At 67.5% G+C, this 13,257-nt stretch carries 12 protein-coding genes and 2 pseudogenes; 8 read left to right on the forward strand and 6 right to left on the reverse strand.

The genetic code is table 11. The features are described from left to right. Positions 1-168 precede the first annotated feature (168 nt). From A5711_RS10460 to A5711_RS10475, 5 genes are all read left to right on the forward strand, one after another. Complete coding sequence (locus A5711_RS10460) at positions 169-1,347, forward strand: acyl-CoA dehydrogenase (protein ID WP_067946131.1); 1,179 nt, start codon at positions 169-171, stop codon at positions 1,345-1,347. Between the two features lie 27 nt (positions 1,348-1,374). Further along, positions 1,375-2,472, forward strand: coding sequence for an acyl-CoA dehydrogenase family protein (locus A5711_RS10465; RefSeq protein WP_067946133.1), 1,098 nt, complete (start codon positions 1,375-1,377; stop codon positions 2,470-2,472). Between the two features lie 4 nt (positions 2,473-2,476). Further along, positions 2,477-4,024, forward strand: coding sequence for a long-chain-fatty-acid--CoA ligase FadD17 (gene fadD17, locus A5711_RS10470; RefSeq protein ID WP_067946135.1), 1,548 nt, complete (start codon positions 2,477-2,479; stop codon positions 4,022-4,024). A 1-nt stretch (position 4,025) separates the two neighbouring features. Beyond that, positions 4,026-4,235 carry a hypothetical protein gene (locus tag A5711_RS26250; RefSeq protein ID WP_231972094.1) on the forward strand — a complete coding sequence of 70 codons (210 nt, stop codon included), beginning with the start codon at positions 4,026-4,028 and terminating at the stop codon, positions 4,233-4,235. Positions 4,236-4,342: 107 nt separating this feature from the next. After that, on the forward strand, positions 4,343-5,056 hold the full coding sequence (locus tag A5711_RS10475; protein WP_067946137.1) for a serine hydrolase: 714 nt from the start codon (positions 4,343-4,345) through the stop codon (positions 5,054-5,056). On the opposite strand, the gene A5711_RS10480 is transcribed toward A5711_RS10475, so the two are convergent. From A5711_RS10480 to A5711_RS10495, 4 genes are read right to left on the reverse strand one after another with little or no spacing between them, the layout of a single operon-like run. Then, positions 5,042-6,592: an acetolactate synthase large subunit gene (locus A5711_RS10480; protein ID WP_067946139.1), complete on the reverse strand. Its 1,551-nt coding sequence runs from the start codon at positions 6,590-6,592 to the stop codon at positions 5,042-5,044. The genes A5711_RS10475 and A5711_RS10480 overlap by 15 nt on opposite strands. Continuing rightward, complete coding sequence (locus A5711_RS10485) at positions 6,589-7,413, reverse strand: amidohydrolase family protein (RefSeq protein WP_067946158.1); 825 nt, start codon at positions 7,411-7,413, stop codon at positions 6,589-6,591. The genes A5711_RS10480 and A5711_RS10485 overlap by 4 nt, the downstream gene beginning before the upstream one ends. Positions 7,414-7,436: 23 nt before the next feature. Further along, entirely contained in the window at positions 7,437-8,204 is a 768-nt protein-coding gene (locus A5711_RS10490) for a fructosamine kinase family protein (protein ID WP_067946140.1), read from the reverse strand. After that, positions 8,201-9,841, reverse strand: a complete 1,641-nt coding sequence (locus A5711_RS10495) for an acyl-CoA synthetase (RefSeq protein ID WP_067946142.1) — start codon at positions 9,839-9,841, stop codon at positions 8,201-8,203. Before A5711_RS10495 ends, A5711_RS10490 begins: the two co-directional genes overlap by 4 nt. A 70-nt stretch (positions 9,842-9,911) precedes the next feature. On the opposite strand from A5711_RS10495, the gene A5711_RS10500 reads away from it, so the two are divergent. Together A5711_RS10500 and A5711_RS10505 are read left to right on the forward strand one after the other, a co-directional pair. Continuing rightward, positions 9,912-10,730: a crotonase/enoyl-CoA hydratase family protein gene (locus A5711_RS10500; protein WP_067946160.1), complete on the forward strand. Its 819-nt coding sequence runs from the start codon at positions 9,912-9,914 to the stop codon at positions 10,728-10,730. Positions 10,731-10,860: 130 nt separating this feature from the next. Further along, positions 10,861-11,724: a hypothetical protein gene (locus A5711_RS10505; RefSeq protein ID WP_067946146.1), complete on the forward strand. Its 864-nt coding sequence runs from the start codon at positions 10,861-10,863 to the stop codon at positions 11,722-11,724. Between the two features lie 36 nt (positions 11,725-11,760). Here the strand turns inward: A5711_RS10505 and A5711_RS10510 are convergent, their stop codons facing one another. Together A5711_RS10510 and A5711_RS27550 are read right to left on the reverse strand one after the other, a co-directional pair. After that, positions 11,761-12,954: a cytochrome P450 gene (locus tag A5711_RS10510; RefSeq protein ID WP_067946148.1), complete on the reverse strand. Its 1,194-nt coding sequence runs from the start codon at positions 12,952-12,954 to the stop codon at positions 11,761-11,763. Further along, positions 12,951-13,085, reverse strand: a pseudogene (locus A5711_RS27550) (acetoacetate decarboxylase); the annotation flags it as partial. The gene A5711_RS10510 and the pseudogene A5711_RS27550, both read right to left, overlap by 4 nt. Positions 13,086-13,092: 7 nt before the next feature. On the opposite strand from A5711_RS27550, the pseudogene A5711_RS27555 reads away from it, so the two are divergent. Then, positions 13,093-13,257 (forward strand): annotated as a pseudogene (locus tag A5711_RS27555) (acetoacetate decarboxylase); the annotation flags it as partial.

Genomic DNA, 13,257 nt, shown 5'->3' on the forward strand with positions numbered 1-13,257 from the left:
ACATGCCCCATCAGTATGTAGGACCACCATAGGGCCCCGATACCGCCGGGGAAACGGCCGCTGGAATCTCAGACTAGAACGTGTTACAACCGGGAAGACGAACGGGTAGTTCTCGGCCGAGTAACGTCGGCTAGTCGAGGCGTGTCACGTTAACAAAGGACGGCTGGAATGCGCATCAGTTACACCCCTGAACAGGAGGAGCTGCGTCGCGAGCTGCGGTCGTACTTCACCACGCTGATGACCCCCGAGCGGCGGGAGGCGCTGCACTCGACACAGGGCGAGGTGGGAACCGGCACCGCCTACCGCGACACCGTCGCGCAGATGGGCAAGGACGGGTGGCTGACCCTGAACTGGCCCAAAGAGTACGGCGGTCAGGACCGCTCGCCGATGGACTCGCTGATCTTCACCGACGAGGCCGCGATCGCCGGGGTGCCGGTGCCGTTCCTGACGATCAACAGTGTGGCGCCGACCATCATGGCGTTCGGCACCGAGGAACAGAAGAAATTCTTCCTACCCAAGATCGCGGCCGGTGAGTTGCACTTCTCCATCGGCTACTCGGAGCCGGGCGCCGGCACGGACCTGGCGAACCTGCGGACCACCGCCGTCCGCGACGGTGATGACTACGTCATCAACGGCCAGAAGATGTGGACCAGTCTGATCGCGTACGCCGACTGGGTCTGGCTGGCCGTCCGCACCAACCCGGAAGCCAAGAAGCACCGCGGCATTTCGATGCTGGTCGTGCCGACGACGGCCGAGGGGTTCTCCTGGACGCCCGTGCACACCATGGCCGGTGTGGACACCAGCGCTACCTATTACTCCGACGTGCGAGTCCCGGTCACCAACCTGATCGGTGAGGAGAACGGCGGATGGAAGCTGGTCACCAACCAGCTCAACCACGAACGCGTCGCTCTGGTTTCGCCGCAACCGATCTTTTTGGCGCTCCGCGAGGTTCGCGAGTGGGCGCAAAACACCAAGGACGCCGGCGGGGCCCGGTTGATCGACTCGGAGTGGGTGCAGATCAACCTGGCCCGGGTGCACGCCAAGGCCGAGGTCCTCAAGCTGATCAACTGGGAACTGGCGTCGTCCAACAGCGAGTCCTTGTCGCCGGCCGACGCGTCGGCGGCCAAGGTGTACGGCACCGAACTGGCCACCGAGGCGTACCGGCTGCTGATGGAGGTGCTGGGGACCGCGGCGACCGTGCGCCAGGATTCGCCGGGCGCGCTGCTGCGCGGCCGGGTCGAGCGGATGCACCGCGCGTGCTTGATCCTGACCTTCGGTGGCGGCACCAACGAAGTGCAGCGCGACATCATCGGCATGGTCGCGCTGGGCCTGCCTCGAAACCGCTGAGCCCCCTCTTCCTAAGGACGAACATCGATGGACTTCTCGACAACCGAAGCGGCGAACGATCTCGGCGGCCTGGTCGACACGATCGTGAATTCGGTATGCACACCGGAACACCAGCGTGAGCTCGACAAGCTAGACCAACGGTTCGACCGTGAGCTGTGGGGCAAGCTCGTCGACGCCGGCATCCTCACCAGCGCTTCGGCCACCTCGGTGGGCGGCGATGGATTCGGGGTGCTCGAGCAGGTCGCCATCCTGGTGGCGTTGGGTCACCAGTTGGCGGCCGTGCCTTACCTGGAGTCGGTGATGCTGGGCGCCGGTGCATTGGCCCGCTTCGGAACCGAGGCGCTGCAACAGGATTGGGCCGCCCCCGCGGTCAGCGGTGAGAAGATCATCGCCGTCGCGCTGCTGGGCGAGATGGGTGAGGGTCCGGTGCAGGCCACCCGCGCCGGCAACGGTTATCGCCTCACCGGTACCCGCACCCAGGTCGGCTTCGGTCCGGCGGCCGACGCCTTCCTCGTTCCGGCCGAGACCGATTCCGGCACGGCCGTTTTCGTCGTCGCCGCCGGCGATCCCGGCGTTTCGGTGACCGCGTTGCAGACCACCGGCCTGGGCAGCGTCGGGCACCTGGCGCTGGACGGGACCGAGGTGGACGGCACCCGGATGGTCGGCGGCGCCGAGGTTGTTGTCTGGCTCGACACGCTGGCTGCCCTGGGCCGCAGCGCGTTCCAGCTCGGAGTGCTGGAACGAGGGCTGCAGCTTACCGCCGAATACGCCCGTGAGCGCGAGCAATTCGACCGCCCGATCGGTAGCTTCCAGGCGGTGTCGCAGCGGCTGGCCGACGGCTACATCGACGTCAAGGGCTTGCGGCTGACGCTCACCCAGGCGGCGTGGAAGGTCTCAGAGGACGTTCCCGCCGACATCGACGTGGCCAGCGCCGCGTTTTGGGCCGCCGACGCCGGCCACCGCGTGGCGCACACCATCGTGCACGTGCACGGCGGCGTCGGCGTCGATACCGACCACCCCGTACACCGCTATTTCCTCGCCGCCAAGGAGGCCGAATTCGCGTTGGGTGGTGCCACCGGCCAGTTGCGCCGGATCGGCCGCGAGCTGGCGGAAACCCCTGCCTAGTTTCGTGCTTCCTCCTGACCCCACGGTCACCAGGCTGCTGGTACCGCTGGCCGAGATCGAGGACCGCGGCGTCTATTTCGAAGACTCGTACGTCAGCTGGCGCGATCACCTGCGTCACGGCGCCGCGATCGCGGCGGCCCTGCGTGACCGTCTCGACCGGTCGAGACCGCCGCACGTCGGCGTGCTGCTGGAGAACACCCCGTTCTTCTCGGCGATGCTGGCGGCGGCCGGCATGTCCGGGATCGTGCCGGTGGGCCTCAACCCGGTGCGCCGCGGCGACGCGCTGGCGCGCGACATCGCCCATGCCGACTGCCAAGTGGTGCTGGCCGACTCGAACTCGGCCGAGTCGCTTGGCGGAATCGACCACTTGAACGTCGACTCCGCCGAGTGGGCCGACGAAGTGGCCGCACATCGCGATGCCGAGCCGCACTTCCAATCGGCGACGGCCGCAGACCTTTTCATGCTGATCTTCACCTCGGGTACCAGTGGCGAGCCGAAGGCGGTCAAGTGCAGCCACGGCAAGGTCGCGATCGCGGGCGTGACGATGACACAGCGCTTCGACCTCGGCCACGATGACGTCTGCTACGTGTCGATGCCGCTGTTTCATTCCAACGCGGTGCTAGTCGGCTGGGCGGTGGCGGTGGGCTGCCAGGGCTCACTGGCGTTGCGGCGCAAGTTCTCCGCGTCCAACTTCCTGGTCGATGTCCGCCGCTTCGGCGCCACCTACGCCAACTACGTCGGCAAGCCCCTGTCGTATGTGCTGGCCACGCCCGAAAAGCCCGACGATGCGGACAATCCGCTGCGGGCGGTGTACGGCAACGAGGGCGTGCCTCGCGATGTCGAACGCTTCGCACGGCGGTTCGGGTGCGTAGTCCAGGACGGGTTCGGTTCCACCGAAGGCGGGGTGGCGATCGCGCGCACCCCGGACACCCCGGACGGCGCGCTGGGCCCGCTGCCCGAGGGCGTGGACATCGTCGACCCCGACACCGGCGCGTCCTGCCCCGCCGGCGTGGTCGGGGAGCTGGTGAATACCGCCGGACCGGGCCGGTTCGAGGGCTACTACAACGACGAGGCCGCCGAGGCCGAGCGGATGGCCGGCGGGGTCTACCACACCGGCGACCTCGCCTACCGCGACGACGCCGGCTACGCGTACTTCGCGGGACGCCTCGGCGATTGGATGCGTGTCGACGGTGAAAACCTCGGTGCCGCCCCGATCGAACGGGTGCTGCTACGCCACCCGGACGTGACGGAGGTGGCCGTCTATGCGGTGCCGGATCCGGTGGTCGGTGACCAAGTGATGGCCGCTTTGGTGTTGGCGTCCGGGGCCGAGTTCGACGCCGAGAAGTTCCGCGCCTTCCTGGCCGGGCAGCCCGACCTGGGGCCCAAGCAGTGGCCGTCCTACGTCCGGGTCAGCGCCGAACTTCCGCGCACGGTGACCTTCAAGGTGCTCAAGCGCCAATTGGCGGCGCAGGGTGTCGACTGCGACGATCCGGTGGTGCGAATCCAGCCGCAGAGGCAGAGAGGAACGTCCGCGGGTGATGAAACTCCGTAAGGTGATCGCAGCGTCGGCCCTTCTCGCCTCCCTGGGTCCGGCCGCGCTCGGGTTGGGTGCCGGTTTCGCCGCGGCCGAGCCTGTGCCGCCGCCGCCTCCGCTGCCTCCCCCGCCGCCGCTGGTGTGGGCACCGCAGACACCGGAGCCCGATCCGTGGCAACCGCCGCCGCAGGAGGAGTCACCCCCGCTGCCGCCGCTGCCGCCGAGCTAGCGACGCGCCGGCACCGTTGTCGCGCTGGGCGTTCAGACGATCGACGATAATGCGACATTGCACAGACATGTCGTCGAAGGAGACGCGATGGTTGGTCCGATCAGCGCATGACTTCCCGGCCTCTGGAGACAGCGCTAGAAGCGAGCTTCGACCAGCTTTCCGCCACCGTACCGGCGGACGTCGGCATTGCGATCGCCCGGCCGGATCGCACCTACTCGCTGGGTCGGTGGTGGTCCGGTGTCGCGTGGTCGACCATCAAGGTGCCGTTGGCGATCGCCGCGCTGCGCTCCGATTGGTTGCACGCCAAGGACCTGGCGGTCAAGGCCATCACGGAATCCGACAATCGCGCGTCGGAGCAATTGTGGTCCCGCCTGGGCGATCCGGAGGAAGCGGCACGGCGAGTGCAGGGTGTGATCGCCGAGGGCGGTGACACGGCCACCGTCGTCGAATCTCGTCGGCTTCGGCGTGGGTATACGGCTTTCGGCCAGACGCAGTGGACCCTGCAGCGGCAAGCAAGGTTCGCGGCCGAGCTGCCGTCGATCCCCGATTCGACCGACGTCATCGACCTGATGCAGCGCCTCACCAGCGGTCATCGCTGGGGGCTGGCCGCCAAAGGCCTTGCGGCCAAGGGTGGTTGGGGCCCCGGCATGCACGGCGACTACCTGGTGCGGCAGTTCGGCATCGTGCCCACGCCATCGGGGCAGTGGGGCGTGGCGCTGGCGGCCCGGGTCCACGACGGGGTGTTGGAGACCGGCGTCGAGGTCATGAACACGATGTCCGAGTGGGTCCTCAGCCGCCTTCCCGGGTTAGCCCGTTATTGACGGCACCACGGCGTCGATCAGGTGCGGCCCGGGTTCGCTCAAGGCTTGACGCAGCCCGTCGGCGAATTCCTCCGCGGTGGTGACGCGGCGGGCGGGCACGCCCATCCCCTCGCTGAGCTTGACGAAATCCATTGTGGGGCGCGACAAGTCCAGCAGGTCCAGCGCCTTCGGCCCGGGGGCCGACCCGGCACCCACCCGAGCCAACTCGATCCGGAGGATGTCGTAGGCGCTGTTGTCGTAGATCACGGTCGTCACGTTCAGGTTTTCCCGCGCTTGAGTCCACAGTCCGGAGATCGTGTACATCGCCGAGCCGTCGGATTCCAGGCAGAGCACCGGGCGATCGGGTGCGGCCACCGCGGCGCCCACGGCGGCCGGAATGCCGTATCCGATCGCCCCGCCGGTCAGCGTCAGCCAGTCATGGGCCAGCGCCCCCGCGGTGGCCTGGGCCAGCAGCACGCCGGAGGTGTTCGATTCGTCGACGACGATCGCCCGTTCCGGCAGCAGCGCGCCGATCACGTCGGCCGCCGATGCGGACGTCAGGGCGCCCGTCGGCAGCTGCGGCCGCGCCGACGCCGCCACCGGGGCAGCCGTGCCGGGCGCGACCTCGTCGGCCACCGCGGCGAGCGCCTCGGCGGCACCACTGTGCCCGGCGAGCAGATGCACCTCGCAACCGGCCGGGACGAGGTCACTGGGCATGTTCGGATAGGCGAAGAACGACACCGGCGACTTGGCGCCGGCCAGCACCAGATGCTTGGCATCCCCGAGTTGGGCGGTTGCGGCCTCGGCGAAATAGGCCAGCCGCTCGACGGCGGGGACCCCCGCGCCGCGCTCCAGCCGAGTCGGAAACGTCTCGCACAACACCCGCGCGCCGGTCGCCTGCGCGATCCGCGCGGCGGCCGCAAGGCCCGGTCCGCGGGTGGCGTCACCGCCGATCATGACGACCGTCGGCTCTCCCGAGCGCAGCACCTCGATCACCTCGAACGCCAACCGCCGCTCGGCACCCGCGGGTTCCGCGGGCACGGTGCCGCAGGGTTGCGCGCCGTCCGACCATGACACGTCGGCGGGCAGGATCAGCGTCGAAATCTGCGAGCCCGCGCGGCTGGCGGCGATCGCCTCGGCGGCGTCGGACGCGACGTCCGCGGTGTGTTCGGTGCGACCCACCCACCCCGAGACCGTGCCGGCGAGCGCGTCGATGTCGGATTCCAGTGGGGCGTCGTACTTTTTGTGATACGTGGCGTGGTCGCCGACGACCACCACCATCGGCACCTGAGCCCGCCGGGCGTTGTGCAGGTTCGCCAGGCCGTTGCCCAGGCCGGGACCCAGGTGCAGCAGCACTGCGGCCGGCCGGCCGGCGATGCGGGCATAGCCGTCGGCCGCGCCGGTTGCGACTCCCTCGAACAGCGCCAGCACGCCGCGCATGCGCGGGACGGTGTCCAGCGCGGCCACGAAGTGCATCTCCGAGGTGCCCGGGTTGGCGAAGCACACGTCGACGCCGCCGTCGACCAGGGTGTTGATCAGGGCCTGGGCACCGTTCACGTGATTGCCTCCAGTTTGAAAACGCGCTCGGCGTTGCCGTGCAGGAAGTCTCGGCGGCCCTCCTCGGCCAGGCCGAGGTCATCCAGTCCCGCCAGGGCGTGCGTGTGGGTCATCATCGGATAGTTGGTGCCGAACAAGACCTTGCGTTGTCCGGTACCGGTTTTCATGAACCGGACGAGCTCATCCGGAAGTCGCTTGATCGTGTAGGCCGACGTGTCGATATAGATATTCGGATGCTTGCGTGCGACGGCGACCATCTCCTCGGTCCACGGATAACCGACGTGGCCGCACACGATCACCAGTTCGGGGAAGTCGAGCGCGACCTGGTCGATGTAGGGAATCGGGCGGCCGGTCTCCGATGGTCGCAGCGGACCGGTATGGCCCACCTGGGTGCAGAACGGCACCCCCAGCTCCACGCATTCGGCGAACAGCGGGTAGTAGCGGCGGTCGGTGGGCGGTGCGTTCCACAGCCACGGCACCACCCGCAGGCCCAGGAATCCCTCTCGAACACGGCGCCTCAGTTCACGGACCGCTTCCATCGGGCGATCGAGGTCGACGGTGGCCAGCCCGCCAAACCGGTTCGGATGCAGGCGAATCCACTCGGCGACCTCGTCGTTGGAAACCAAATCCTGGCCGCCGGGGCCGCGCCACGCGCTGAGCAGGCCGAAGCGGACATCGGCCGCGTCCATGCTCGCGATGCTCGCCTCGATCGGGACGTCGGCATCCGGTATGGAGTCACCGGTCCAGCGCCGCAAGGATGCCAGCATGTCGCTGCGCAGGAACCGCGCAGTCGGGTGCTGCATCCACACATCGACCGTCATCGCGATCAAGAGTAGACGCGGTGTCAGAGAGCGAGCGCGGCGCGGGCGCAGGCGTGCGTCCGCTGGGCGTGCCCGCCACCGAACATCACGACGTGCGCCAGGAGGGGGAACAGCTGGTGGAGCCCGATGCGGTTGCGCCAGCCGGCCCGCAAGGGCCTCGCCCGCTCGTAGCCTTCGACGATGGCGTCGTAGTGCGGACAGCCGAACAGCGCGAGCATCGCCAGGTCGCTCTCGCGGTGGCCGGCGTGCGCCGCCGGGTCGATCAGCACCACACCGTCGGGCGTCCACATCACGTTGCCGCTCCACAGATCGCCGTGCAACCGCGCGGGCCGGTCGTCGTCGTCGAAATCGCCGGAGCGGCAACGCGCTACGACGGAATCGACGGCGCCGCGGGTGGAAGCATCGAGCCGCGGTGCGGCCAGTTCCGCCATCGGGATCAGCCGCTCCTCGGCGTAGAAGTCACCCCAGCGGCGGTGCCGCCGCAGCGACATCGGCAGCGGCTGAGACAGCGGCCCGAAGAACCCGGGTCCGTCCCATCCGTCGGGCCCGGCGCCGAACGCGGGGGCACCCGCGTCGTGCGTGACGGCGAGCCGGCCGCCGAACGCGAGCGCCGCCTCGGGGCTCGGTGGCACCGAGTCAAGCCGCCGCAGGGTCAGGCTCGTCGCGTCGACGGAGACGACGTGCGCGCACGGCACGCCCCCGTCGACTCCGGCCAGCCACCGCAATCCGGCGGCCTCCCACGCGAAGTAGCCGCTCGGCGCGGCCGGGTGTTGCTTGACGAAGTCGCTCAAGCGGTCGCGTGGGCGGCGTGCACGTCGTCGGCGGGACGCGCCTCCGTCTGCTCCTTGGCCCAGCGGTAGTCGGGCTTACCGGCCGGTGACCGCTTCACCTCGTCGACCAGCCAAAGGCTGCGGGGCACTTTGTATCCGGCGATCTCGGAGCGCACGAAGCGGTCCAGCTCCGCCAGCGACGGCCGGGCACCCGGGCGGGGCTGCACGACCGCGGCCACGTGCTGGCCGTAGCGGGGATCGGGAACTCCGACCACCAGCGCGTCGAACACGTCGGGGTGGCCCTTGAGCGCCGCCTCGACCTCCTCGGGGTAGATCTTCTCGCCGCCGCTGTTGATCGACACCGAGCCGCGGCCCAGCATCGTGACGGTGCCGTCCTCCTCGACCAGGGCCCAGTCCCCGGGGATCGCGTAGCGGACCCCGTTGATGGTTTTGAACGTCTCGGCCGTCTTCTTCTCGTCCTTGTAGTAGCCGACGGGGATGTTGCCCTTCTTGGCGATGAAGCCGCGCACGCCCGAGCCCGGCTTCACCTCGTTGCCGTCCTCGTCGAGCACCACGGTGCGATGGTCGATGGTCACGCGCGGGCCGCTGCTGTGCGGCGCACCCTTGGCGACAATGCTGGTGCCGCCGAATCCGGTCTCCGAGGAGCCGATGGAGTCGGTGATGATCCGGTTGGGCAACAGCTCGAGCAGGCGCTCCTTGATGCTCGGCGAGAACAACGCCGCGGTGCTGCCCAACATGAACAGCGACGACAGGTCGTAGTCGTTCTTCTTGTCGAGCGCATCGAGCAACGGCCGGGCCATCGCGTCGCCGGTGAAGAACAGCATGTTCACCTTATGCTCGTGAATTGTGCGCCAGACCTCTTCGGCGTTGAATTCCGGTGCCAGCACGGTGGTTTGGCCCGAGAAGATCGACCGCCAGGTGGCCGACTGGGTCGCGCCGTGGATCATCGGCGGAACCGGGTAGTTGATCATCGGCGGGTTCGCGGCCGCGCCCTTGGCCAGGTCGTATTCGCCCTCGACGAATTCGCCGGTGGCGAAGTCTGTTCCACCGAGCAGCACCCGGTAGACGTCCTCGTGGCGCCACATCACGCCTTTGGGAAAGCCCGTCGTGCCACCCGTATACAGCAGGTAGATGTCGTCGGCGCTGCGCTCACCGAAGTCGCGTTCCGGCGAGCCCTGCGCGATCGCCGTGTAGAACTCGACGCCGCCGTAGCGCTGGTAGTCGTTGTCGCTGCCGTCCTCGACGACAAGGATCGTCTTGACGTTCGGGGTGTCCGGCAGCACGTTGGCGACCCGGTCGGAGTACTGCCGCTCGTGGACCAGGGCGACCATGTCGGAGTTGTCGAACAGGTAGCGCAGCTCGCCCTCGACGTAGCGGTAGTTGACATTGACGATGATGGCGCCGGCCTTGACGATGCCGAGCATCGCGATGACGATCTCGATGCGGTTGCGGCAGTACAGCCCGACCTTGTCGTCCTTTTTCACCCCCTGGTCGATCAGGTAATGGGCGAGGCGGTTGGCCTTCTCCTCCAACTGGGCGTAGGTCAGCTTCTCGTCGCCGCAGATCAGGGCGACACGATCCGGCACAGCGTCGATGGCGTGTTCTGCGAGATCGGCAATATTCAGGGCCACGGCCACCAAATTAGAACGTGTTACATTTCTTGACAAGCTCACCCCCTACGTGGACGGAAAGGCGGTAGCCGTGGCTGTGCAGAATGGCGAGGCTCCAGCAAACGAACAACCGGGACCCGACGCCCTCGTCGAGCAGCGCGGTCACACCCTGATCGTCACGTTGAACCGGCCGCACGCTCGCAACGCCCTGAGCACCGAAATGATGGAAATCATGGTGCAGGCCTGGGACCGCGTCGACAACGATCCGGACATCCGCTGCTGCATCCTGACCGGGGCCGGTGGCTACTTTTGCGCCGGCATGGACCTCAAGGCGGCAACCAAGAAGCCGCCGGGTGAGTCGTTCAAGGACGGCAGCTACGACCCGTCGCGAATCGACGCCCTGCTGAAGGGGCGCAGGCTGACCAAACCGCTGATCGCGGCCGTCGAAGGGCCCGCGATCGCCGGGGGCACCGAGATCCTGCAGGGCACCGACATCCGCATCGCGGGCGAGAGCGCCAAGTTCGGCATCTCGGAGGCCAAGTGGAGCCTCTACCCGATGGGCGGGTCGGCCGTGCGGCTGGTGCGGCAAATCCCCTATACGGTCGCGTGCGATCTGCTGCTGACCGGCCGGCACATCACCGCCACCGAGGCCAAGGAGATGGGCCTGATCGGGCATGTGGTGCCGGACGGCCAGGCGTTGACCAAGGCGCTCGAGATCGCCGAGATCATCGAGAACAACGGCCCGCTGGCCGTGCAGGCGATCCTGCGGGCGATCCGCGAGACCGAGGGAATGCACGAGAACGAGGCCTTCAAGATCGACACCCAGATCGGCATCAAGGTGTTCCTGTCCGACGACGCCAAGGAAGGCCCCCGGGCGTTCGCCGAGAAGCGCAAGCCCAACTTCCAGAACAAGTAGACCCCTCTGGCGCAGACCCCTCGGGCACCCTTTTCCCGCCGAACGTGCTCTCAGGGCGGGAAAATCGGCTAAATCCCGCCACCAGAGCACGTTCGGCGAAACTGTCGGTGTCCGACGGCACACTTCCCGCGTGACTGCACCATTCCTCGGCAGCGAAGCACGGGCATCCGGCGAAGTAACGCGCCACGAGCTACGCACCCGGTTCGTCGCGATCTACCCCGACGTCTACGTTCCATCCGGATCTGACGTCACCGCCACGATGCGTGCTCGAGCCGCCTGGCTGTGGTCACATCGCCGCGCACTCGTCGCCGGCCACTCTGCTTCGGCACTGCACGGCGCCAGGTGGGTCGACGACAGGGCGCCGGCGCAGTTGCTGCATCAACACCGGCGGCCGCCGCCGGGAATTCACACCTGGCTGGATCGAGTCGCCCCCGACGAGATACAGCTGATCGAAGGGATGTCGGCAACGACGCCGTCGCGAACTGCCTTCGACCTGGCTTGTCGCAATCCCATCGGCAGAGCCGTCGCCGCTATCGATGCGCTGGCAAGAGCCACGAGGCTCGACACCGCCGAGGTCGAACTACTCGCCGAACGCTACATAGGGCACCGCAATGTCAGGCGCGCCAGGCAAGCACTCGAGCTGTTGGACGCCGGAGCCGAATCACCCCGCGAGACCTGGTTGCGGCTGCTGCTCATCAACGCCGGTTACCCGCGGCCGCGGACTCAAATTCCTGTCTACGGCGAATACGGCGAGCTCGTCGCGGTGCTTGACATGGGTTGGGAGGACATCAAACTGGCCGTCGAATACGAGGGCGATCACCATCGCACCGATCGCAGGCAGTTCAGCCGGGATATCGCCCGCTACGAGGCGCTGGCCGATCTCGGCTGGATGGTCATCCGGGTCACGGCCGACGACACGCGGGGCGGCATCCTCGCACGAGTGGCCGCCGCCTGGGCCCGCCGAACGTGCTCTCAGGGCGGGAAAATCGCCTAAATCCCGCCACCAGAGCACGTTCGGCGAAGACGGCGCCTAGTTCAACGGTGCGCTCGGCGTGAACGCCACCGGCATTTTCTCCAGACCGGAGACGAAGTTGGCCGGCCGCAAGGGCAGGTCGGCGTCCGAAGCCAGTCGCATGTCCGGCAGCCGCTGCAAGAGCCGGGTCTGCATGATCGACAGCTCCAGCCGGGCGAGCTGGTTGCCAAGACAGAAGTGCGTCCCGAAGCCGAAGGCGAGGTGGTTGTTCGGGTAGCGCTCGATGTTGAACGTCTCCGGGTCGTCGAACACCTTCTCGTCGAAGTTCGCCGACTCGAACAGCAGGATCATCTTCTCGCCCTGGCGCAGCTGGGTGCCGTGGAATTCGGTGTCGGCGGTGATCGTGCGCGCCATGTTCTTCACTGGTGCGGTCCAGCGCAGCATCTCTTCGATCGCGTTGGGCAGCAGGCTCAGGTCGGCCGCCAGGCGCCGGTGCTGCTCGGGATGCAGCAGCAGCTGGCGCGTCCCGCCGGACAGCGTGTGGCGCGTCGTCTCGTCGCCGCCGATCAACAGCAGGAGGACCTCGGTGACGATCTGGTGGTCCTCGAGCCGTGAGCCCTCGACCTCCGCGTGCACGAGGACGCTGACCAGGTCGTCGGTCGGCTCGGACTTGCGGGCCTCGATCATGCCCATCATGTACTGGCTGTAGGCCGCGAAAGCGTCCATGGTGACCTGGACGTCCGCTTCGGCCGCGGTGCTGCTCAACGCGCCGACCAAGTCGTCGGACCACTTGAGGAACATCTTGCGTTCCTCGGGGCGCACGCCGAGCATGTCGCCGATGACCGCCATCGGCAGGGGCGCGGCCAGGTCCCAGACGAAGTCGCACTCGCCGCGTTCACACACCGCGTCGATCAGCGTGTCACACAGCGAAACGATCTTGGATTCAAGGTCTTTCACGCGTTTGCGGGTGAAGCCGGAGTTGACGAGCTTGCGGCGCAACAGATGTTGCGGATCGTCCATCTCGATCATCATCTCGACCCCCGGTTGGTCGGGTCGGATGCCGCCGGCATTCGAGAACAGCTCCGGGTTGCGCTCGGCCTCGATCACTGCCTGGTAGGTCGAGGCGGCGGCTAATCCGTTGCGGTCGCGAAAGACAGGCTCGTTCTCGCGCATCCACTTGTAGATGGGTCGAGAGTCACCGGCGTAGAAAGTCCCGTCGGTGAGGTCGACGTCGGGTTTCGTCATGGTCATGAGATCTCCTGGGCATCACCGAAGGACATTTGTACGTGGTCGACAGAGCTGGACACCATGGCACGCTTTGGAAGACCAAGCGACGCAAGTTCTTTCGAGTACGGATGGTCGCCCAGCCGGATGCTCACCCCGCGCCAGCAAGCGCAACGCACGTACTCGCACCGCGACGGCATCACCCGCGAAACCGCCTTCGAACACACCCTGGACGGCGTACGCACCCGATTCGGCGGGGTGAGCATCCGGCTGGGCGACCATCCGTACTCGAAAGAACTTGCGTCGCTTGGTCTTCCAAAGCGTGCCATG

The organism is Mycobacterium sp. E2238 (assembly GCF_001672665.1).
GTDB lineage: Bacteria > Actinomycetota > Actinomycetes > Mycobacteriales > Mycobacteriaceae > Mycobacterium.

Bases quoted from the DNA above. Each gene is read 5' to 3' on its own strand.
- A5711_RS10460 (WP_067946131.1), top strand. From the start codon at position 169: ATGCGCATCAGTTACACCCCTGAACAGGAGGAGCTGCGTCGCGAGCTG.
- A5711_RS10465 (WP_067946133.1), top strand. From the start codon at position 1,375: ATGGACTTCTCGACAACCGAAGCGGCGAACGATCTCGGCGGCCTGGTC.
- A5711_RS10475 (WP_067946137.1), top strand. From the start codon at position 4,343: ATGACTTCCCGGCCTCTGGAGACAGCGCTAGAAGCGAGCTTCGACCAG.
- A5711_RS10485 (WP_067946158.1), bottom strand. From the start codon at position 7,413: ATGACGGTCGATGTGTGGATGCAGCACCCGACTGCGCGGTTCCTGCGC.
- A5711_RS10510 (WP_067946148.1), bottom strand. From the start codon at position 12,954: ATGACCATGACGAAACCCGACGTCGACCTCACCGACGGGACTTTCTAC.